We start from the raw sequence: 20,975 nt of genomic DNA on the forward strand, positions 1-20,975 counted from the left end.
AACAGCTCTCTTGCGTGCCGCGAAACAGGCATCCGTTCAAGCCGCGCAGCTAAAGCTTGCGCGCGACTACGGCTTGTTGTTCGTAGTGTCGTCCGGCGGATATGCAAACGGTCGTTCAACGCTTTGCGTCGAACCTTGCTGCTGTTGTGCGCTTTTCATGCTGCCTCCGTTTGTTGGGTTACACCGCTCTCGGGCGGATGTCGTAGCCACGGGCCAGATCGCTTACCTTTGCCCGCCCGCATCACGCCGCCAGGAGATCAACAGGTGGCGCGTTGACAGCGGAACAGACGGCTGCATGTGGGGAGTGACTATGGATGACACGTTACGTACCCAACCTGAAGTCAGCGTGAACGATTTCTGAAATGCCATTTAGTTTAAGAGAGGCAATCGCGCCGACGATCCGAAGAAGTAAGAGGCGCCAATAGTAGTGCCGCCATAACCACGTTAGAGATGGCGTCATCGTGGGTGAAAACCCTCACTCGACAACTGCGCATCGATACCGCACGGCACGCATCATCGAGAAAACATTGTCTCCGCACCACGCCGGCCTCCTGCCTGAACAGACATTCACATTCGATTCAGCCTCATTTTATGGTCGATCGATATAAATGAACCATGCTCGCGGCAGGATGGCCGCAGCTGGCGACGCGCGGCATGTGGACTGCGCCGCGATTATTCGCCCTGTTCACTCGATCAAAAAGGAGTCGGATCAATGAAGCACTCGGTTTTGCGCTTGATGATGGGCGCTCTCGCGCTGAGCACCGTGAGTCATTCAGCCTTTGCAGCCAACGACAAAATTACACTGATGGTCGGCGGCATGGAAAAGCAGATCTATCTGCCCGCCATGCTGGCCCAGCGGCTCGGCTACTTCAAGGAACAGGGCCTCGACGTCGAGTTGCTGAATGAGCCCGCCGGGGTCGACGCTGAAAATGAGCTGATCGCCGGGTCAGTGCAGGGTGTGGTGGGTTTCTACGACCACACGATCGACATTCAGGCAAAAGGGAAATATCTCGAAAGCGTCGTGCAGTTCAGCCACACGCCGGGTGAGGTCGAACTGGTTGCGACCAAGATGGCCGATAAGATCAAGTCGCCCGCCGATTTCAAGGGCAAGACGCTCGGTGTCACAGGATTGGGCTCGTCGACCAATTTCCTGACGCAATACCTCGGGGTGTCACACGGCGTCAAGCTGAGCGAGATGACCTCCCTTCCGGTTGGCGCTGGCAACACATTCATTGCCGCCATGCAGCAGGGCAAGATCGACGCCGGAATGACCACGGAGCCCACGATCTCGCGGCTCGTCGATACGGGCCAGGCCAAGGTGTTGATCGATCTCCGCTCGCCGGAAAACACTCAAAAAGTGCTTGGCGGCCTGTACCCAGCCGCAAGCCTCTATATGCAGACGCAATGGGTCCAGGAACATAAAGACCTGACACAGAAACTCGCGAACGCCTTCGTCAAGACGCTTCAATACATTCACACGCATAGCGCCGAAGAAATCACGCAGAAGATGCCGGCAGATTACTACGCAGGCGACCGCGCCGCATATGTCAAGGCGTTGGCCGAGGGCAAGAAATCGTTCATCCCTGATGGTCGCATGCCGGAATCGGGTCCGGCCACGGTGCTTAAGGTTCTGTCGGCATTCGACCAGACAGTCAAGGGACATTCCATCGACTTGTCGAAGACCTACACCACCGAATTTGTCTCGGCGGCAAAGACGCAATAAGGAACCTCTTATGAACGCCCGACACGCAATCGGCACATCAGGTCTTTCAATGGTCACTACTATTCCTCCTACCGTCGTCACGACTCCTCCCGCCATCGAACTCCATCGGGTTTGCCGCCAGTTTGTCAGTCCCGCAGGCAAGGCAATCATGGCGTTGCGCGACTTCACGATGAGCGTCAGCAAGGGAGAATTTTGCGCCGTGGTCGGCCCGACCGGCTGCGGCAAGTCGACGACGCTCAGTCTCATTACCGGACTGGCGCGCCCGAGCGCAGGTACGGTGAAGGTTCTGGGGCGTCCGGTAGAGGGCATTGACCCGCGCATTGGCTTCGTCTTCCAGGCGGACGCTGTCTTCCCCTGGAAGAGCGTGCTGGACAACGTATGCGCCGGCCCACTTTACAGGGGAATGTCCAAGGATCAGGCGAAGGACAAGGCCATGGACTGGATCCGGCGCGTTGGTCTTTCGCGGTTTGAACATCACTACCCCCATCAGCTGTCGGGCGGTATGAGAAAGCGCGTCGCGTTAGCGCAAACCTTTATCAACGAGCCAGAAATTCTGTTGATGGACGAGCCGTTCTCCGCGCTTGACGTACAGACCCGTGCACTTATGCAGGACGAGCTGCTACATCTGTGGAGCACCAACAGCGCATCGGTGGTCTTCGTGACTCATGATATCGAAGAAGCGATCACTCTCGCCGATAGGGTCTTTGTGCTTAGCGCCTCCCCTGCCACCATCAAGACCTCCTACGAGATCGATCTGCCACGCCCACGCGTCGTCGCCGAGGCCCGCTATTCGCCCCGATTCATTGAGCTCTCACGACAGATCTGGAGCGACCTGAAAGATGAAGTGCACATTTGAATGCTCGCCAAAGACAGAGGCCTGACATGAACACATCAACGACTGACTCTTTCGCGCAGGAAACCGAACTGCGTCGGCTGGAACTTGGCGCACAGGCAAAAATGCGCATGCGCAACACCCTCGTTCATACCTTGCGTCTGCTCGTTCTCGTCGTCACCCTGGGAGGATGGGAGCTTGCGGGACGGATGCACTGGATCGATCCGTTCTTCTTCTCAATGCCATCGCTGATCGTCGATCAGATCTGGGTGTGGGTGACCGACGGTACCTCACAAGGGCCGCTCTGGATACAGGTTCTGATTACGCTCGAGGAAACTGCTCTCGGTTTTCTGATCGGCGCCGTAGGCGGCGTCATTGCCGGCATCGCGTTGGGCCGCAACAAGTTGCTGGCGGACGTTTTCAGCATCTACATCAAGATCGCGAATTCCGTGCCGCGTGTTGTTCTCGGCTCGGTCTTCATTATCGCGCTCGGCCTGGGTATGGCTTCGAAAGTGGCACTTGCCGTGGTGATGGTGTTCTTCGTGGTTTTTGCCAACGCATTTCAGGGCGTGCGCGAGGCCGACCGGAATCTTATCGCCAATGCCCATATTCTCGGCGCATCGAGGCGTCAGGTAACGTTTACCGTGGTGCTGCCTTCTGCATTGAGCTGGATCCTCGCCAGCCTGCATGTGAGCTTCGGGTTTGCGCTGGTGGGCGCTGTGGTGGGCGAGTTTCTCGGTTCCAAGCAGGGCATCGGACTCTTGATATCCACTGCGCAGGGCGCGTTCAACGCGGCGGGCGTGTTTGCCGCCATGATCGTTCTCGCCGCAGTTGCACTGGCCGCCGAATATCTGATTACCCGTATCGAAAACCTTCTGTTGAAGTGGCGCCCGCCGCAGTTCACCGAGATCGGTCACTGACCTTAACTCCCTGGCTGTTCACCCGTGCAAATTCATGGCGCTTCCCGGTGCCATGAATCATTCCTCCATTCCGTTCCACCATGAATATGACTTCAACTGGATCGAAGAATTGCGAAAAAAACGGACGGGCACAACTTCTGATCAGTGCCGCCCTGTTGTGTTCGACTTTGCTCGCATGTGGCGATGCATTCGCTGGCCCGCCATTCGTCACCGATGATCCGGAGCCTGTCGAATATCATCATTTTGAAATCAATGTCGATGCAGAAGGCACGGTTCGGCGTGATCGAGCCGACGGCGCCTTGCCCGCCGTCGAAATCAACTATGGTTTGGCTAACGACCTGCAGATCAGCGTCAAGTCGGCCCTCGCGTTTTCGCACAAAGCAGGCGAGGCCCATCACTACGGCATAGGCGACACAGAGATCGGACTGAAATACCGGTTCATTACGGAAGCGGAGGAGGGCATCCGCCCGCAGATAGCGTTTGCTCCCTCCGTCGTGTTCCCGACGGGTAACGAAATACGTGGACTCGGCGACGGGCACACACGTATCCTGCTTCCGTTATGGGCGCAAAAGTCCTTCGGCCCATGGACTACATTTGGCGGCGGCGGCTACGTTCTGAATCGCGACAGCGGCGGCAAAAACTACTGGTTGGCGGGATGGGCGGTGACGCGCCAGATCACCGAGAAACTGCAGCTTGGTGGGGAGTTTTTCTATACCGGTTCAGCCAGCGCCGACGAGCCCTCTTCGCTCGGGTTCAACATTGGCGGGAGCTACGGCCTCGGAAAAAGCGACCGGATCCTGTTCTCAGCCGGCCGTGGATTGACCAACGTCAACCGCACCAACCAGTTTTCGTACTACGCGGGCTATCAGGTCGACTTTTGACCTCAGGCGCGGCGAGGCGCAAGTCACTGCGCGATCGCAACGCTATCCGCGGTCGGCAATTCGACGACCACACGCAGCCCACAGCCTCCCGCGCCAGCTTCCGCACTGATCCGTCCGCCGTGCAGTTCGACAATGCTGCGGCAAATCGCAAGGCCTAGTCCACTGCCTTTGTCCTCGGCTCCCGAGCGCTTGAGCCGCACGAAACGCTCGAATATATGTTCCCGCTGCTCGGCGGGGACGCCTGGCCCTTCATCTTCGACACTCACTTGCCAGAGCCCGTCGACCAATACTGAACGCAGCGTGATCCGGCCATCAGGGGGCGAGGCGGCAAGCGCATTCGTCAACAGGTTGAGCAGCACCTGGCGAAGCCATTTCTGCTCGAATGCAACGCAACCCTCGCCGTGATGTGTGTGGAAAAACCGGCGCCCCTGGAACTCCGCCAAAACGCGTGCGTCCTGAACGAAGCTATGGAGGAAGCCCTCGGTACTCTGAACCTTCAGGTCAAGGGTGATCGCGCGCGCTTCCGCTCGTGACAGAAACAGCAGTTCCTCGATGATCCGATTCAATTGCTCGAGCTCCTTAATCTGAACCTGCACAGCCTGTTCTTGCGGGGGAGCAAGATTGCCTTCAACAAGCAGTTTCTCCGCCTGCAGCCGGATCAGCGTAAGTGGCGTCTTCAATTCGTGAGATACCTCCGCGGAGAACCGGCGTATCTGGTCGAATGAAGATTCGAGGCGATCGAACATCTGGTTCAACAGGCGTGCAAGATCCGAAATCTCGTCTTGTGCGGCAGAGACGGGAATACGCTCGCTCAGGTTGTCCGAGCTGATCCGGTTGGCGGTCTCCTCGATGAGGCGAACGGGACGCAATGCCATTCTGCTTAACCCGTAGCCGATTACGCTGCTGACCACAATCATCACGGCCAGCAGCCCATAGAATGTCTGCTCGTAACCTACCATGACGTCGCGTACGTGACGCTTGGACGTCGCGATCACGACATTAAGTGGTCCGAGCGTAAAAGCGCCTGCGCGTAGTTCACCGAGTCCGCTGACGTTTGCATTGAAAGCTTTTCTGCCTGACTTCGTGAAAATTGTGCGTCCATGCAGATTGTGCGAAGCGAACAGCACCTGTCCGTCAGCTTGATGAATCTCGATGTAAAAGAGATTGAGATCGTCTGCCATGGTCTCGCGCATCCGCTGCTGGATTGCGGGCTGGCCCAAAGGCTCTCCCGCCGGTCCAAGCCGGCTTTTGATCTGCTCAAACTCGGATTCGTTGAGCAGGTCAAGCGCCCGGATCGCATGCCGCTCCGTGAAATACCGTCCGACAAGGAACAGCGATGCGAAGGTCACCGTCGACGCCAGAACGTACCAGACTGCCAGCCTGACACCGATCGACTTCATAAGAGCTGGTATCCAACGCCGCGCACCGTCTTGAAAACCTGCTTGCCCAGCGGCCCTTCCAACTTGGCTCGAAGACGGCTCATATAGACATCAAGCAGGTTAGTATCGACATCGTAGTGCGACTCCCAGATTTTCTCCGAGATAAGTGTGCGGGTAAGGATGCGACCAGGGTTCTGCATGAATATCTCAAGCAAGGCGAACTCGCGGCTCGTCACATCGATCGGCTTGCTGTTCAGGTGCACCGTGCGACTCAGGAGATCAAGCTTGATGCCTTGATGCTGCAGCACCGTTTCCTTTACTGACGATTGCCGTCGCAACAGCGAGCGCATGCGCGCGAGCAGTTCCTCGACGCTAAACGGTTTGGAAAGGTAATCGTCCGCGCCGACGTCGAGCCCTGTGACACGATCCTGTACTGCGTCGCGCGCACTGAGAATAAGGACCGGCTCGTTAAACCCGCCGCTGCGCCACTCGCGCAGCAAGTCCAGACCGTCTCCGTCTGGAAGCCCCAGGTCGAGCACGATCACGTCATAGCCCGTCTCGCATAATGCTTCACGCGCCTCGGCGCAGGTTCCTACCCAGGTGACGGTATAAGCACGCTCCGTAAGAGCCTGCTTTAGGAACAGCCCGAGCCTGCGTTGGTCTTCGACTATCAGGATCTTCATATTGACAATTCCGTCTCACCCACGCCGAGAGCGTATTTTTTTCGAGCCTATAACACAGCTATATGGATGGCAATTGGGTTGTTTACGCATACGAATCGGCGTCGGTTAGTTACCTGAATTCGCGTTAAGAAAGCATTCAGGTTCGCTTAAGATCAGGCACTCATCGTATGCAGAGCGACGACTTTGCACGTACCCCACGCTCCGGGATCTTTCCATGGCCACCATTGTCCGTAGATGTCTTTTGCCTTTGCATCGATGGGCAGGCTTTACGGTGGGTATTGTGGTGATTTTCATGGCCACAACGGGCGCGGGAATGTTATTTCGCGCGCAGCTTGATCCGGCGATCAATGGCGACCTGCTGATCGTGACAGCCTGTGCTGCGCGCCTTCCGCTCGACGAGCTGGCACATAGCGCTCGTCTTGTCCATCCCGGAGGGCAGCTCGACTCGATTCATCTATTCGCCCGCCCCGATGCGCCGGCCCAACTGCGTTTCAGCGACAGGAATGGCAAGGACATCGTCTATGTGAATCCCTGCACGGGACAGATACTCGGGCAACGGGGCCGCTATGAGGGCGTTTTTGACCGCCTCGAGCAACTTCATCGCTTCAAATTCATGAAGGGAGGCAGTCTTGTCACAGGAACCAGTTCGCTTCTGTTTGTGCTCATACTCGCCGGTGGCGGCCTCGTGATCTGGTGGCCACGTACCCTTCGCGGGCTGTCTCGCCACGTCCGACTTATATCGGGTCTTACCGGCCTGGCACGCCTGGTTAATCTGCACAGAACTCTGGGATTCTATTCCGTGCTGGTCCTTCTTACGAGCGCACTCACCGGCTTGCCGCTGGCATTCGACTGGTATCGAAACGGCGTCTATACGGTTACCAATTCGCCGCTGCGCCAACCCGTTCCGGAATCCGCGATCGCCGCGGGTTCCCAGTCCCTGTCCATGGAGGCGGCGTGGCAGCGCGCGCAGTCAATGACGCCGAATCCCGTTGAAGCCTTGCTGCATTATGCCCATAAGCCAGGCGGTTCGATCGAAGTCGATCTGCTTGACCAGCATGCGCCCCATCCCAACGCGTTTTCCTATCTGTATCTCGATGCGAATACCGGCAGCGTGCTCAGCTATCGCGCCTACGCGACGAGCAGCCCCGCGGACAGGCTGCTCGCGTGGGCCGACGCTCTGCACAGAGGTGAGATCGGCGGTCTCATCGGCCAACTTCTTCTGCTCTCGGGCGCACTCGCCGTCCCCGTACTGGGCTATACCGGCTTCAGCACTTATTTTCGCCGCAGGCTGCGTCGAACTGCAGCCCAGTCGAGTGGCCCGAGCGCCGCTTTGCCTCACCAATCGGCGAGTCCAAGCGGGTCGAGACAGGTGCGTTGAGGGTCCGATTCAGCTTTCTGGGATGGTGCTCTTTCGCGATCGACGCCTTAGCGTGATTCGTCGAAACGATACCTTAAAGCGTCTCGTGCAGTTCCCGCCGATCAACGCGACGCTTCGGCGTACCTTATTAGCGCTATCCTGCAGCCGCGTTGCGCGTCCTCAAAGCGCACGACCATGCCGTGCATCCCCGCGACCGCGTTGACAAGGCTCAGCCCCAGCCCACTCCCAGGGGTATGGCGACTTGCCTCGCCTCGATAGAAGCGCCTGAGCACCGCTTCGCGTTCTTCAGGCGTGATGCCCGGGCCGTCATCGATGACCCGAATCCCCATGCCTTCGATGTCGCGAAAAAGTTCGAGCTGTACGTGCCCGCCTGCTCGCGCGAACTTGATCGCGTTCTCGGTGAGATTGGCAACTGCCTCGAATAGCAGGTTCGCATCGCCTTGCATCTCGAAGGAGGCAGCTTCGTCACGATGCAGCGTGAACGAGAGCATGCGCTCTTCGGCGGCCGGCTCGTAGAACTCGAACACATCGGCGGCAACGAACGCGAGGTCAACCCCGGCGAAGTTTTCCCGGCGCGCGCCGCTTTCGATCTCTGAGATACGCAACATCGCGTTGAACGTACGCTGGATGCCGATCGCTTCGGTGATCACGTCGTCGATCGTCGTGCGATACTCAGCTTCGGTCATGGTGCGCCGCTGCGCCCGTTCGAGGCTTGCAATCAGCCGCGTAAGGGGCGTGCGAAGATCATGCGCGATGGCATCACACACGCCCTTCACTTCGTGCATCAGGCGTTCGATCTCGTCGAGCATGCCGTTAACCACGCGCACCAGCCGGTCGAGATCGTCGTTCCTCTTGTGCACCGGCAGGCGGCGACTGAGATCGCCCGCGACAATCGATCTGATCGACTCCGTCACCGCGTCGAGGCGCCGCATCGCGCCGACACCGATCAGCACCGCACCAAGCAGTCCTGCCGAAAGCGTGAGCACCCCGGCGCTCAACAGCGCGTGCAACAACTCCTCGTCGAAGTGATCGAGATCGCGAGTGTTCTGGCACTGCAGCGCAACGCGCGCCTCCGACAAGCGCGCAGCAATGCATCGCGCGGGCGGGCGCCCGGGCATGACTTCGAGCCGCATTGCGAATGGCTTATCGAAGTAAGGGATGGGCGGCAAATTACCGGGATAGCCTCCGGCGATACGGTGTCCGGCCGGGTCGAAAAGCCCGAATGGGCGCTGACGTCGGGTATCGTACCGGCTCTGCTGATTAAAGCTCGCCACGAGCTCAGCTGCCTCTTCTCGTCCGACTCCGGCATGCTCGCGCACGAGCCAGTCGTCGATTCGCTCCTTCTCGAATCCGGTAATCTCGACATAGAGATAGCTGAAAAGCACAAGCGCGGCGGCACCGAACAGCGCGAGGAACAGCGTCGCGAGACGAAAGCCGGTAGTGCGGTGAAGATCAGTCAGGCGCACGCAGCAAATACCCCGATCCACGAACGGTTTCGATCATCGGTGCATGACCGCATGCATCAAGCTTCTTTCTGAGCCGGCTGATATGCACGTCGATCACGTTGGTGCGCTCTTCGAGGCGATAGTCCCACACGGCCTCGAAAAGCATCGTCCGACTCACAACCTGTCCCTCGTGTTCCATCAGATACTCGAGCAGGCGATACTCGCGCGGCAGCAATGCAATCGGCCGTCCCGCGCAGGTAACTTCACGTTTGAGCAGATCGAGCCGAAGCGGCCCAACCTGATAGGTCTGCACGCCCGACGCACTGTCACGACGGCGCATCAGGGCGTCGAGCCTTGCGGTTAGCTCAATAAAGTCGAACGGCTTGGTCAGGTAGTCGTCACCGCCGGCACGCAGTCCGCGCACGCGCTCGTCCACTGCGGACAATGCGCTGAGAATCAGCACAGGTGTTTGCACACCGGCGCTACGCAGCGCCGAGAGCATCCCCAATCCCTCCAGGCCGCCCGGCAGCATGCGGTCAAGGACAATCGCGTCGTAGTCGTTGCCCACCGCGTGAACGAGGCCGTCACGACCCGTCCGGGCGGTTTCGACCGCGCATCCGTGATCAGTGAGCGCCTCGACGATTTCAGCGAGCGTTTGCGCATCGTCCTCCACCACTAGTACCTTTGACATGCCGTTTATCCGCGAAGTGAATGCGTCGTTCCTGGCCGTTTTGCGCTACGCTGGGCGTCACGCGAATGCAGTATGCCGCCCTGCCCCCTTCAACGGTTTCGCGCGATCGTGAAAAAAATTTAATCCAGAGGCTCCGTCAATTCTCGCATGCGCATCCTGCTGATCGAAGACGACTCGCGCACGAGCCAGTTCCTGTTGCGTGGTCTGACCGAAGCCGGCCATGTCGTCGACCGGGTTGACGACGGTGCGACGGGTCTTGCCTACGCGCGCGAGCCCATCTACGACGTGATCGTCTCTGATCGACGGTTACCCGCGCTCGACGGCCTCGCGCTCGTTCGCCAGCTGCGTGCAGAAGGCAACGCCACGCCCGTGCTGATGCTCTCCGCTGCGGGCGAATTGCGCGAGCGCGTGGAGGGCATCCGCGCCGGTTGCGATGACTATCTTGCCAAACCTTACGCATTTGCGGAACTGCTCGCCAGGGTGGAGGCGCTCGGCCGCCGCGCGGACCGGCAGCGCATGGACGCGCTTCTGCACTGCGTGGATTTGACGCTCGACCGGCGCTCTCGCACCGGCACCCGTGCAGGGCTCGACCTGCGGTTGCATCATCGGGAGTTCCTGCTGCTCGAATGCCTGATGCGTCATGAAGGACAGGTCGTCACGCGCAGCATGCTGCTCGAGGCGGCCTGGAACTACGACTTTGAGCCGCGCGGAAATATCGTCGACATGCATATTCATCGTTTGCGCAGAAAGGTGGATCGTGATTTCGCCGTGCCGCTGATTCACACGGTGATCGGCGGAGGCTACATGCTAAGCGCAGTCCCTCCCTGAGCAGTTTTCGGCTATCCACCGGATGTGTGAACGAAATTTAATACTCGCGCGAAAGGCCTGACAGGACCTGTTGAATAAGCTCGCTCCACCTGTGTTGCGAGAGGCTTCTTCCATGTCCTGGCTGCCTGAATCGGCGCCGCCGTCGATTCGTCTCCTTCCCCTCATTACGTGTGTGCTGGCAACATTCGTCGCAGGCTGCTCGCTCGTGCCCGAGTATCAGCGGCCCGACGCTCCAATGCCGGCCGCGTTCTCGGGCGCGAGTTCCAGCGCGTCTCTCCACGCAACCCTACCCGTGCGCGCCGGCTGGTGGCACGCCTACCGCGACCCGGCGCTCGATGCGCTCGTCGACGACAGCCTCACGCACAACTATTCGCTTGCGGCGGCGGTCGCTGCCGTCGAAGAGGCGCGCGGCACTGCGGAAAAAGTAGGGGCGTCGCAGTATCCGTCGCTCGCGGCAGGCGCAACCGTTGACCGTAGCCATCAGGGCGGCCATCACGGGTCCAACAGCAAGAGCCAGAGCGTTTTTGCAGAGGCACGATATGAAGTGGACTTCTGGGGCTTGAACGCCGCGAATGCCAATGCATCCGCGCTGCTCGCGCGTGCGTCCGAATTCGATCGCGACACAGTTGCGCTGACCCTGACCGCATCGGTCGTGGATACGTACTTCAGCGTGCAGAGTCTGCACCGCAGGCTCGCGCTCGCCCACACGATCGCGGACGATGCTTCCCATGTCCTGCAGTTGCTGCTTGCCCAGCAGGCAGCCGGCGTCGCGACGGAACTCCAGGTGCAACAGCAGCGCAACGCGCTTGCGACTTTTCAGGCTGCAGTGCCGGCGCTCGAACAACAACTCGAGATCGCGCAGCACGCGCTCGCCGTGCTGACCGGCCGCGCACCAGAGCAATTCGCGGTGCAACAGGTATCGCTTGCGAGCATTCCGATACCGCAGCCGCGTCCTGACCTGCCAGCGAGCTTGCTGCAAACGCGGCCTGACATTCGCGCGAAGGAGGCACAGGTGCAATCGGCCAACTATGTTGTCGGTGCAGCGCGCGCCGCGTTTTTGCCAGGCCTTGTACTGACCGCCGACGGAGGCCTCGCAAGCAAATCGCTTTCGCGATTGATGGCGAGTCCGTTCGCAAGCATCGCAGCCGCGTTGGCCGCACCAGTCTTCGACGGAGGCGCATTGCGGGGTCAGCTTCATGCGAGCCGGGGCACAGCGGCTAAAAGCATCGCCGATTATCAGCAAACTGTAATTACCGCCTTGCAGGAGGTCGAAGATTCACTCACCGCTGCGCATCAGCAGGAGCTTGTCGAGGCGGCCGACCGCAGTGCCGCAGACGCCGCCGCGAAGGCCGCTACGCTCGCAGAAGCCCAATATCGGCTGGGCACGGTCGACTTCCTGACGGTGCTCGACGCGCAGCGCACGCGGTTTCAGTCAGAGGACACGCTCATGCAGGCGCGCCTCGCCCGCCTGCAGGCATCGGTGAGCGTGTTTCGAGCCTTCGGCGGCGGATTTGGTGTAACTGACGCAGCCACCGCAAGCCCCGACTCTTCCACAAACCTGTCCCGCTCATGAGAATCGACCACCCTCCTCGCGAGAACGCGCCCCGCGGCGACCGTGGCGACGGCCACGGTGGCCTGTTGCTGATCGGCGCCATGCTTGTCTTCGCCAGCCTCGCCGGATGGTGGCTGTGGCCAGAACATCCGCATCCGACGCCGGTTGCACCAGTGCCCGTCTACGCAGGGCACCCGGTGCGGCAAGACTTCCCCGTCCGGGTGGCAGCAACAGGATCCGTGCAGGCAATCAACGCAGTCGATGTGAAAGTGCGCGTCGACGGACAGTTGCAGCGCATCGCGTTCACCGAAGGTCAAGATGTGCGGGCCGGACAATTGCTCGCGCAGTTCGACCAGGGGCCACTGAAGGCGCAGCTGCAACAGGCAGAAGCCGCTCAGCGGAAGGATCAGGCCAACCTCGATAACTCGCGCCTCGATCTTGACCGGTACACGAAGCTGGTAGGCATCGGCGCGGCAACCTCCCAGAGCGTCGATAAGGCGAAAGCGCAGGTGGCGTCATACGCCGCGATGGTCGCCGCCGACACCGCGCTCGTGCAGAACGACAAGCTCCAGCTCGGTTTCACCACACTCTATGCGCCCTTTGACGGGCGGGTGGGCGCGCGCGAGGCGGACATCGGTGCAATCGTGCGCGCAAGCGACACGACCGGCATCGCGACCGTCACGCAGATGGAGCCGATCACGGTAGTCTTCTCCGTGCCGCAGGATGTCTTGCCCGATCTGCTCGACAATCAGGGGAAAGGGCCGCTGCCCGTTCACATCACGACGCGCGCTGGCAGCGCCGCGCTTGCCGACGGCAAGCTTGTCTTCATCGACAGCACGGTGGACCCCGCCACTGGCCAGGTCAAGCTCAAGGCGTCGTTTGCCAACAAGGATCGCAAACTCTGGCCCGGGGAACTCGTCAATGCACGCGTCCTCGTGCGCACGGACCGCGGCCGGATAGCGGTGCCGAGCCGGGCGATCGTCAACACGCAGGACGGCACGCAGCTCTACGTCGTCGCCGTAGATGGGCACGTGCAGTTGCGCCCGGTAACGACGGGCGCGAGCGTGGAAGGCATGACCGAGGTGCGCTCGGGCGTCGCACCGGCGGATCTCGTCGTCTTTGACGGGCAGAGCCGCCTCCATCCCGGCGTGCGCGTTGCGGCGAGCACGGTCGCGGCGACGGCCGAAGCGCCGAGCCATGCCGCAACCCGTGCGGGAGATGCGTCGTGAGCCTCCTCGAATGTTTCATCGAACGGCGCATAGCGACAACGTTTCTCGCCGTCGCCGTGATGCTCGCCGGCGCCGTCGCGTATTTCCTCCTGCCGGTGGCGCCGCTGCCGCAGGTCGATTTTCCGACGATCCTCATCATCGCGAAACTGCCTGGCGCGAGCGCGGATACGATGGCCACCTCGGTCGCGACGCCGCTTGAACGGCAACTCTCCAATATCTCTGGCATTACCCAGATCACCTCGGCGAGCTCGCTCGGCACAACCAACATCACCGTGCAGTTCGACCTGTCGCGCGACATCAACGGTGCTGCTCAGGACGTGCAGACGGCGATCAACGCGGCCGGTGGCCAGTTGCCGAAGAATCTGCCGAACCCGCCGACCTACGAGAAGGTCAACCCCGCCGATTTCACGATGTTCTCGCTCGCGCTCACGTCCTCGTCGCTGACTCTGACGCAGCTCGATGACTACGCCGAAAACTATATCGCCCAGCAGATCTCACAGATGCCGGGCGTCGGTCTCGTCGATTTTCACGGCCAGCAGCGACCGGCCGTTCGCATCAGGCTCGATCCTGACAAGCTCACCGCACGCGGGCTTACGCTCGAGGACGTCCGCTCGATCGTCGGCGTGCAGACCGTCAATGCCCCGAAAGGCAGCCTGAACGGCACCGACCGCTCGGTGGTATTCAATGCAACCGACCAGCTCACGAGCGCTGCCGACTATCGCGATCTCGTGGTGGCCTACAAGAACGGCGCCCCGGTGCGCGTACAAGATCTCGGCACAGTGATCGACGCACCCGAAGATACGCAGCAGGCCGCATGGCTCCAGCATGACCGCGCAATCGTCATCGACATTCACAAGCAGCCGGGCTTCAACGTCGTTCAGACCATCGCCAATATCAAGGCGCGGCTGCCAGCCCTGCAGGCGAGCCTTCCTGCGGCAGCGAATCTGCATGTGGTCGGCGACCGAACGCAGACCATCAAGGCCGCCGTGCATGACGTGCAGTTCACGTTAATGCTGACGATCGCGCTCGTCGTGATGGTCATCTTCTCGTTCCTGCGCAACGTATGGGCGACGGTCATTCCTAGCCTGACGATCCCGCTATCACTCGTCGCGACCTTCGGCGTGATGTACCTGCTCGGTTACAGCCTCGACAATCTCTCGCTGATGGGCCTGACGATCGCGGTCGGCTTCGTGGTCGACGATGCGATCGTCGTCATCGAGAACGTAATGCGCCATATCGAAGAAGGGGTGCCGAAGATGCGCGCGGCATTGCTCGGCGCGCGCGAAGTCCGCTTCACAATCGTTTCGATGACGATCTCGCTCGTCGCCGTGTTCATTCCCATCCTGCTGATGGGCGGCATCGTCGGGCGGCTCTTTCGAGAGTTCGCGGTAACGGTGAGCGCGGCGATCGTTATGTCGGCACTTGTATCGCTCACTGTCACACCGATGCTCTGCGGCTGGTTCATCAAGCCGCCGGGCAGCGACCGGGGCCCGCTGAAGAAAATCGAGCGCTGGCTCGAAAAAGGCTTCGTCGCGATGGAGCGCGCCTACGAGCGCGGCCTCGATCGTGTGCTGCGTCACCAGAACGTCATGCTTGGCATTACGGTGGCGACCGTGCTTGCCACTGCGGCGCTATTCATCGCCACTCCGAAGGGGTTCTTTCCGCAGGAAGATTCCGGGCTCATTATGGGTGTCACGCAGGCCGCGCCTGATATCTCGCCGCGCTCGATGTCCGCGAAGATGCGTGAACTGGGGGCAATCATTGAGGCCGATCCGGCGGTGGACAACGTCTACTACTGGATCGGAGCGATTCCGACTGTGAGCCAGGGCCGGGTGATGATCAATCTGAAGCCCTTCGGCAAGCGCACCGCGAGCGCGGCGCAAGTGCTGAGTCGCCTCAAGCCGCAAATCGCGGCCGTGAAAGGCATTTCATTGTCGATGCAGGTTCGCCAGGATATCCAGGTCGGCGGACGCATCAGCGCGGCACAGTACCAGTACACGCTACAGAGCCCAGACGTGGATCAACTGAACCATTGGGCCAAGGTACTGACGAAAAAGCTCGCAAGCCTTCCTGAACTCGCCGATGTGTCCTCGGACCAGCAGGCTTCCGCCACGAGTGCAAACCTGGTGATCGACCGAAACACCGCGGCGCGCTTCGGCATCACCGCGCAGATGATTGACGACACGCTGTACGATGCGTTCGGCCAGCGCCAGATCGCGACAATGTTTACCCAGCTGAACCAGTATCACGTAATCGAAGAAGTGGACCCTGAGTATCAGCTGACGACCGACGCGCTCACTCACCTCTATATCCGTTCACCGCTGACAAGCCAGCTCGTGCCGCTTAGCACGCTCGCGCGGGTGGACAACACAGTCTCGCCGGTTTCCGTCAATCATCAAGGGCTCTTCCCTTCCGTGACGATCTCGTTCAATCTCGCGCCTGGCGAGTCGCTCGGCAATGCCGTCACGGCCATCCACAAGACCGAGGCCACGGTCGGCAAACCCGATGCAATTACCGGCACTTTCCAGGGCACGGCGCAGGCGTTCCAGGCATCATTGCAGAGCGAGCCGTATCTGATCGCCGCGGCGCTGATCGCCGTGTATCTGGTGCTCGGAGTGCTGTACGAAAGCGCAATTCATCCGTTGACGATCATCTCAACGCTGCCTTCGGCAGGGATCGGCGCGTTGCTCGCGCTGATGCTGTGCGGGCAGGACCTATCGATCATGGGGATGATCGGCGTGATTCTCCTGATCGGCATCGTCAAGAAGAACGCGATCATGATGATCGACTTCGCCCTGGTCGCCGAGCGAGAACATGGACTCTCTCCAGTCGAGGCAATTCGCGAGGCGTGCGTGCTTCGTTTCCGTCCGATCATGATGACCACGCTTGCGGCCCTCTTCGGGGCGCTTCCGCTCGCGCTCGGCTACGGAGCAGGTGCGGAGTTGCGCGTGCCGCTCGGCATTTCGATCGTGGGCGGCCTGATCGTTTCCCAAATGCTCACGCTTTTTACAACGCCGGTCGTCCATTTGTGGTTTGACCGTCTGTCCCACTGGCTCACCGGGCGACGCATGCATCGCATGGCATCGGAACAAGCAACGATCCAGTAACGCTTCGTCTGTTTTGAGGCCTCTGCCCTGAACCGCCAAACGGGGAGGACTGTCGATCGCCTTTAAGGCAGAGAGGATCTGATAAATTGCGCCAACGGCAACCCGTTGCTCTTTATCGGCTCTGTGAGAGTCGAAGTGCCATGTCTCAAATCGTACATGCCAGCCACGGGAATCGGGCTGGCGGTATATGAGGCGCCCGCATTGATTTCCTGGCCGACGCGGTACCCATGCTGCCCCGCTTCACGAGCTGATCCGGGCAGTTCGCAGTCGGCAACTGTCTGAAACGGAAGAACAGCAGCGCGCAGACCTCGTGGTACAGCTCGCGTGTCTTCGGAAATTCGGCCTTCAGACGCTCGATCTCGGCGGCGAGGCGGCCTCGTCGGGCGAAAACGCATCGTGGCCCGATGCAATGACCGCAGAAGCGAACAGTCTGGCCAGTCCGCATCTCGACATGACATGAGATGCTTGCGTTTGCGCAACCGGTTGCTCGCTATTCGCGTTTGCCACCTTGTCACAATGACGACGCATGTTACGCTTCGCCATGCCGAAGCGCGTCCGCGCATTGCGGAGCTAAAACCACCGGGTTTGTGGATCGTGAGTCGCAGCGACATCGACGGTTTCGACCGTCGGGAAGTACGAGGGGGCCTTTGATGAAGAAGCTTCGAATGCGCCCTACCGGCGGTTCCGCCAATCTCTGCCACGCCGGCCCCCCTCGAGCCGGCGCACTCTTGGCAACGTGGCGTATCGCACTCAGCCGCTCAAGCTCCATCAGACCGTTGCATGCTATCCCCATCTGAATTTCCCTGCTGTACGCCGACAAGGTCGACATTCAACAATTCGAACCTCCTGCTGGTCATTGGCGCTTGGCTCAGAAGGAACGGAACCTCCCCATCGGGAAAGTCGATTCGTGGCTGACACGCACCTCAACCGGATTCTTTGCGCCATTACGGGGCGGCGACATGCCGATCCGTGACCTGTGAAAGCGAGCGGGTGAGCGGCAGCTTACGCGCGGCACGTACGCCGGCGTGGCGTACTATCGCTCGCCGATCCCTGACCGGTTACGCAGATTCGCCCACAGGCGTGGCGATACTCCCCCTCAAAAGCTCAGCGTTTTACGTCAGATCGCGATACATCAAGCGCTTTCACCGGCAGATCGTTTTCGTCAGCAAACTGAAGGACAAACCGGAGTGCATCGGGGCAGATTTCCTGCAGCGCGCCGGCAACTCTCAGGCATTTCACATCGCCGTCCACGCAAGGCATCGCATAGCCGACAGCACAAACGCGCGACGCGCCAGCCCGTTCCCTCACGAAAATCGACACGACACCCGCAAGGCGTTCGGCCCAATCGTTCGGGCGAAACGGCCCACGGGCGCGGGTGATTCCGCTGATCAGATAATGCGTCATGCAGCGCCTGTCCCTGCAGAATGCAGCAAAGCCACTGGCTGGTCCGGTGCAAGACGATGAAGTTCGGTTCTGGTTGTGTGCGCCCCGTCGAGCCGGAACGACGACACCGCTTCGTCCAGTCCGCGCGCCTGTTCGTCAAGCGATGCCGCTGCCGCGGCGAGCTGCTCGACGAGGGCCGCGTTCTGCTGCGTCGTCTGCTCGATCTGCGCGACCGCGCGATTGACGTGTTCGATGCCACGCGACTGATGACCCGACGCCTCGCTGATCTCGCCGATGATGTCCGCCACCTTGCGCGCCGCATCGACCACCTGCGTCATCGTCTCGCCGGCCGCTGCCGCGAGCTCACGCCCTCGCCCGACCCTGCTGTGGGACTCGGCAATCAGCACCTTGATCTCCCTGGCGGCGGCCGCCGAGCGCTGTGCGAGCGTCCGCACGTCGCCCGCCACCACGGCGAAGCCGCGGCCCGCGTCGCCGGCACGTGCCGCTTCAACGGCTGCATTGAGCGCAAGCACGTTGGTCTGGAACGCGATGCCTTCAATGACGCCGATGATGTCGACGATCCTGTCCGCACTCGACGACAAATCCTCGATGGTACCGACCACGCGTCCCACTGCTTCGCGGCCCTGGCCGGCTATGCCCGAAGCGTCGATGGCAAGCGTACTCGCCACGCGTGCATTGTCCGCGTTGCGCAGCACGGCGTCGGTCAACTGCTCGGTACTCGATGCGCTCTGCTGTAGCGCCACCGCCTGCTGTTCGGTCCGGCTCGACAGATCCGCATTGCCTTGCGCAATCTCGGCGACGCCCAGCGAGATGGCCGCAGTTGCACCGCGAATCTGCGCGACGGACGCCGCGAGTGCCTGTTGCATCCGCGAAAGCGCGTGCATCAGGCGGCCCATTTCGTTCTTTCCGTGCGCATCGACAGGCACCGTGAGATCGCCCGACGCGATCCGGTCGAAGTGACGGATGGCACGATCGATAGGCCGGACGATGGAACGGATGAGTAGCGATCTCGCCCATGCGCCCGCCAGCAGCGCAAGGGCAAGCACGACGCCGAACACTTGCAGCAATCGATAGAAGCGTACCTCGGCGGACTCGAAGTGCATCTTCTGCTGCTGGGACTGAAAATCCTCCAGCGCGAGCGCCGCATGCCGGTAGTCGGTGAATAACGAATCGGGGGCCTGACGGTGCACGGAACGGTACGATGCGAAATCGTTGTGATCCAGCGCGGCGATCTCGGGCGTCATCGCCTGCGTCATCAGCGCAGCGCGCTTCGCCTTGAACGCATCGACAAGTGCCTGCTCGATGGGCCCGGAAACGGGCTGGCCAAGATAGCTGGCAAGCTCGCGGTCGCTGCTCGTGAGTTCCGCGTGAATGCGCGCAAGCAGCGCATCCGTCGACTTGCCCTGCATGACCAGCGCTTCGTACCCACCGAGATCGACCTGCACCTGAAGCAGCCATTCGGTACTCGCCGCCAGCTTGCGCAGCGCCGCGGTTTCGTTGCGATACGTTGCTTCGAGCGATGCATTCGCCGAACGCAGCGAAACGACGGAGATGCCCACCACGACGGCCAGCGCGATCGTGTAGCAGGCAATCAATACGGACAGAATTCTGCGAATGCTCATCGTCTTGAGTCTCGCGAGTCGCCCACATAAAAAAGCAGCGAGCGCAAATCTGCGTCACTGCCACGGATGGCGAAAAAGGCTCGCGCCGGGCGTCCACGCTCGTCATCACGTGAACGCCCTGCCGGCGTGTTGGCTTCAGAAGCGCGTACGAATGCCGCCCGTCAGTTCGAGCTGATTGGTCGCGCCGAACGTGCTGCCGACCGTATAGCCGCCGTGCAGCCTCATGTAGTCGCCTGCCAGGTAGACTTCGGTGCGCTTGGAGAGGTGATAGAACACCGAGCCGTACAGCGTTTCCTTGAAGCCGTTGTGCAGGCCCGAGGTCGGATCGAACGTGCCCAGGTTGGCATTCGGAATGTCACCGTCTGCGTTGTACGCCGCGTTGTGCACGCGCATCTGCTGATAGCCAAGCTCATAGTCGAGCGGTCCCTTCGGCGCGAGCTTGAGCGACACGGTCCACGCGTTGTCCTGACGCTGGCCGAGCGAACCCTGGTCGCCCCAGTAGCGGAAATAGCCGGCATTCGCGCGCACGATACCAAACGTGTAGTTACCACCGACCGAGAACGACTGGTTCGCAAAGCCGTTTTTATTGACATGGCTGTAGAAAGTCGACGCGGCAAACGAATTGCCGTTGTAGCCGAGCGCAGCCTGATAGACCGAGTTCAGGCCAAAGCTCGTCTGGTTGCCGAATGCGTAGCCTGCGGCTGCAAAGATGCCGTTGTTGAACAGCTTCTTCCACGCCAGGCCATTCGAATAACGCGTGCCGGTCGAGCCGGCCGCGTAGAAGATCATCTGCTTGAAGTTGTTGGAGTTGGTCCAACCACCCTCTTCAGTAGTCAGCTTCGCATTGCCGTACGGGTCACCGTAGATCGCGGCCGCATCGCGCGCAATCGTGTTCTGGAAGCCCGCGGTGAGCTTGCCAAGGGAATCGTTCTCGATGCCGACCCATGCGTCGCGGTCGAAAAGCTGACCCGGGTCTTCCATCTGGCCATCGGCCACGCGGTATTCCGCCTCGAGCCGGAAGATCACCTTGGTGCCACCACCGATGTCTTCCGCACCTTTCATCCCGAACCGGCTGCCGCTGAACCACGGCTCACCCCCGATGCCCATCCCAATGACGTGGTTGCCGTTCGCATCGGCGTGCGACTGGTAGGTCGGCACACTCAGATCCATCAGGCCATAGAGCTGGACACTCGATTGCGCGTGTGCGCCGCCTGCCGCGACTGCAATGGCCGCGACCGTCGCGGCCATTGCAAAATGCTTCTTCGTCACTATCGTCTCCTCTTCACTGCGTTGAACAATTT

17 protein-coding genes and 1 pseudogene are annotated in these 20,975 nt (G+C 60.6%); 10 read left to right on the forward strand and 8 right to left on the reverse strand.

Annotated elements, in window-relative coordinates:
• The first annotated feature begins 712 nt into the window (after positions 1 to 712).
• From BN2476_RS29325 to BN2476_RS29340, 4 genes are all read left to right on the forward strand, one after another.
• Positions 713 to 1,723, forward strand: coding sequence for an ABC transporter substrate-binding protein (locus tag BN2476_RS29325; RefSeq protein WP_087737725.1), 1,011 nt, complete (start codon positions 713 to 715; stop codon positions 1,721 to 1,723).
• 49 nt (positions 1,724 to 1,772) lie between these two features.
• Positions 1,773 to 2,579, forward strand: a complete 807-nt coding sequence (locus tag BN2476_RS29330; protein WP_087737726.1) for an ABC transporter ATP-binding protein — start codon at positions 1,773 to 1,775, stop codon at positions 2,577 to 2,579.
• 26 nt (positions 2,580 to 2,605) lie between these two features.
• A complete protein-coding gene (locus BN2476_RS29335; protein ID WP_087737727.1) occupies positions 2,606 to 3,475 on the forward strand; it encodes an ABC transporter permease in 870 nt (289 codons plus the stop codon).
• An 80-nt stretch (positions 3,476 to 3,555) separates the two neighbouring features.
• Positions 3,556 to 4,356 carry a transporter family protein gene (locus BN2476_RS29340; protein WP_143811072.1) on the forward strand — a complete coding sequence of 267 codons (801 nt, stop codon included), beginning with the start codon at positions 3,556 to 3,558 and terminating at the stop codon, positions 4,354 to 4,356.
• 23 nt (positions 4,357 to 4,379) lie between these two features.
• Here the strand turns inward: BN2476_RS29340 and BN2476_RS29345 are convergent, their stop codons facing one another.
• Together BN2476_RS29345 and BN2476_RS29350 are read right to left on the reverse strand one after the other, a co-directional pair.
• The gene (locus BN2476_RS29345) at positions 4,380 to 5,756 is read right to left on the reverse strand and encodes an ATP-binding protein (RefSeq protein ID WP_087737729.1); all 1,377 of its coding nucleotides are present in this window, start codon (positions 5,754 to 5,756) and stop codon (positions 4,380 to 4,382) included.
• Entirely contained in the window at positions 5,753 to 6,418 is a 666-nt protein-coding gene (locus BN2476_RS29350; RefSeq protein ID WP_087737730.1) for a response regulator transcription factor, read from the reverse strand. The genes BN2476_RS29345 and BN2476_RS29350 overlap by 4 nt, the downstream gene beginning before the upstream one ends.
• Positions 6,419 to 6,632: 214 nt before the next feature.
• Here BN2476_RS29350 and BN2476_RS29355 point away from each other — a divergent pair, with 214 nt between their 5' ends.
• Positions 6,633 to 7,796, forward strand: coding sequence for a PepSY-associated TM helix domain-containing protein (locus BN2476_RS29355; protein WP_087737731.1), 1,164 nt, complete (start codon positions 6,633 to 6,635; stop codon positions 7,794 to 7,796).
• Positions 7,797 to 7,897: 101 nt separating this feature from the next.
• Here the strand turns inward: BN2476_RS29355 and BN2476_RS29360 are convergent, their stop codons facing one another.
• Complete coding sequence (locus BN2476_RS29360; protein WP_235851012.1) at positions 7,898 to 9,115, reverse strand: sensor histidine kinase; 1,218 nt, start codon at positions 9,113 to 9,115, stop codon at positions 7,898 to 7,900.
• A 133-nt stretch (positions 9,116 to 9,248) separates the two neighbouring features.
• On the reverse strand, positions 9,249 to 9,932 hold the full coding sequence (locus BN2476_RS29365; RefSeq protein WP_087737733.1) for a response regulator transcription factor: 684 nt from the start codon (positions 9,930 to 9,932) through the stop codon (positions 9,249 to 9,251).
• 147 nt (positions 9,933 to 10,079) lie between these two features.
• Between BN2476_RS29365 and BN2476_RS29370 the strand changes: the two genes are divergently transcribed.
• The 4 genes from BN2476_RS29370 (at position 10,080) to BN2476_RS29385 (ending at position 16,648) form a co-directional block, all read left to right on the forward strand.
• Positions 10,080 to 10,760, forward strand: coding sequence for a response regulator transcription factor (locus tag BN2476_RS29370; RefSeq protein WP_087737734.1), 681 nt, complete (start codon positions 10,080 to 10,082; stop codon positions 10,758 to 10,760).
• 112 nt (positions 10,761 to 10,872) lie between these two features.
• A complete protein-coding gene (locus BN2476_RS29375; protein ID WP_087737735.1) occupies positions 10,873 to 12,333 on the forward strand; it encodes an efflux transporter outer membrane subunit in 1,461 nt (486 codons plus the stop codon).
• Positions 12,334 to 12,398: 65 nt separating this feature from the next.
• Positions 12,399 to 13,541, forward strand: a complete 1,143-nt coding sequence (locus tag BN2476_RS29380) for an efflux RND transporter periplasmic adaptor subunit (RefSeq protein WP_160111775.1) — start codon at positions 12,399 to 12,401, stop codon at positions 13,539 to 13,541.
• A complete protein-coding gene (locus BN2476_RS29385; protein ID WP_087737737.1) occupies positions 13,538 to 16,648 on the forward strand; it encodes an efflux RND transporter permease subunit in 3,111 nt (1,036 codons plus the stop codon). The genes BN2476_RS29380 and BN2476_RS29385 overlap by 4 nt, the downstream gene beginning before the upstream one ends.
• A gap of 211 nt (positions 16,649 to 16,859) precedes the next feature.
• On the opposite strand, the pseudogene BN2476_RS48570 reads toward BN2476_RS29385, so the two are convergent.
• Positions 16,860 to 17,006: pseudogene (locus BN2476_RS48570) on the reverse strand (DNA-binding protein); the annotation flags it as partial.
• Between BN2476_RS48570 and BN2476_RS46650 the strand changes: the two are divergent.
• Positions 16,959 to 17,108 (forward strand): hypothetical protein, encoded by a 150-nt coding sequence (locus BN2476_RS46650; protein WP_160111776.1) that lies wholly within the window; start codon positions 16,959 to 16,961, stop codon positions 17,106 to 17,108. The pseudogene BN2476_RS48570 and the gene BN2476_RS46650 overlap by 48 nt on opposite strands.
• Before the next feature lie 644 nt (positions 17,109 to 17,752).
• Here BN2476_RS46650 and BN2476_RS29395 read toward each other — a convergent pair.
• The 3 genes from BN2476_RS29395 to BN2476_RS29405 all read right to left on the reverse strand — a co-directional run bounded on the left by BN2476_RS29395 (position 17,753) and on the right by BN2476_RS29405 (position 20,922).
• Positions 17,753 to 18,052 (reverse strand): DUF3579 domain-containing protein, encoded by a 300-nt coding sequence (locus BN2476_RS29395; RefSeq protein ID WP_087737738.1) that lies wholly within the window; start codon positions 18,050 to 18,052, stop codon positions 17,753 to 17,755.
• Positions 18,049 to 19,674: a methyl-accepting chemotaxis protein gene (locus tag BN2476_RS29400; RefSeq protein WP_087737739.1), complete on the reverse strand. Its 1,626-nt coding sequence runs from the start codon at positions 19,672 to 19,674 to the stop codon at positions 18,049 to 18,051. The genes BN2476_RS29395 and BN2476_RS29400 overlap by 4 nt, the downstream gene beginning before the upstream one ends.
• A gap of 135 nt (positions 19,675 to 19,809) precedes the next feature.
• Positions 19,810 to 20,922 carry a porin gene (locus BN2476_RS29405; protein ID WP_087737751.1) on the reverse strand — a complete coding sequence of 371 codons (1,113 nt, stop codon included), beginning with the start codon at positions 20,920 to 20,922 and terminating at the stop codon, positions 19,810 to 19,812.
• Between the last annotated feature and the right edge of the window lie 53 nt (positions 20,923 to 20,975).

This window comes from Paraburkholderia piptadeniae (assembly GCF_900007165.1).
Classification (GTDB): domain Bacteria; phylum Pseudomonadota; class Gammaproteobacteria; order Burkholderiales; family Burkholderiaceae; genus Paraburkholderia; species Paraburkholderia piptadeniae.

Excerpts from the sequence above, each read along its gene's own strand:
- BN2476_RS29325 (WP_087737725.1), top strand. The coding sequence starts at position 713 with ATGAAGCACTCGGTTTTGCGCTTGATGATGGGCGCTCTCGCGCTGAGC.
- BN2476_RS29330 (WP_087737726.1), top strand. The coding sequence starts at position 1,773 with ATGGTCACTACTATTCCTCCTACCGTCGTCACGACTCCTCCCGCCATC.
- BN2476_RS29335 (WP_087737727.1), top strand. The coding sequence starts at position 2,606 with ATGAACACATCAACGACTGACTCTTTCGCGCAGGAAACCGAACTGCGT.
- BN2476_RS29340 (WP_143811072.1), top strand. The coding sequence starts at position 3,556 with ATGAATATGACTTCAACTGGATCGAAGAATTGCGAAAAAAACGGACGG.
- BN2476_RS29345 (WP_087737729.1), bottom strand. The coding sequence starts at position 5,756 with ATGAAGTCGATCGGTGTCAGGCTGGCAGTCTGGTACGTTCTGGCGTCG.
- BN2476_RS29350 (WP_087737730.1), bottom strand. The coding sequence starts at position 6,418 with ATGAAGATCCTGATAGTCGAAGACCAACGCAGGCTCGGGCTGTTCCTA.
- BN2476_RS29355 (WP_087737731.1), top strand. The coding sequence starts at position 6,633 with ATGGCCACCATTGTCCGTAGATGTCTTTTGCCTTTGCATCGATGGGCA.
- BN2476_RS29365 (WP_087737733.1), bottom strand. The coding sequence starts at position 9,932 with ATGTCAAAGGTACTAGTGGTGGAGGACGATGCGCAAACGCTCGCTGAA.
- BN2476_RS29370 (WP_087737734.1), top strand. The coding sequence starts at position 10,080 with ATGCGCATCCTGCTGATCGAAGACGACTCGCGCACGAGCCAGTTCCTG.
- BN2476_RS29375 (WP_087737735.1), top strand. The coding sequence starts at position 10,873 with ATGTCCTGGCTGCCTGAATCGGCGCCGCCGTCGATTCGTCTCCTTCCC.
- BN2476_RS29395 (WP_087737738.1), bottom strand. The coding sequence starts at position 18,052 with ATGACGCATTATCTGATCAGCGGAATCACCCGCGCCCGTGGGCCGTTT.
- BN2476_RS29400 (WP_087737739.1), bottom strand. The coding sequence starts at position 19,674 with ATGAGCATTCGCAGAATTCTGTCCGTATTGATTGCCTGCTACACGATC.
- BN2476_RS29405 (WP_087737751.1), bottom strand. The coding sequence starts at position 20,922 with ATGGCCGCGACGGTCGCGGCCATTGCAGTCGCGGCAGGCGGCGCACAC.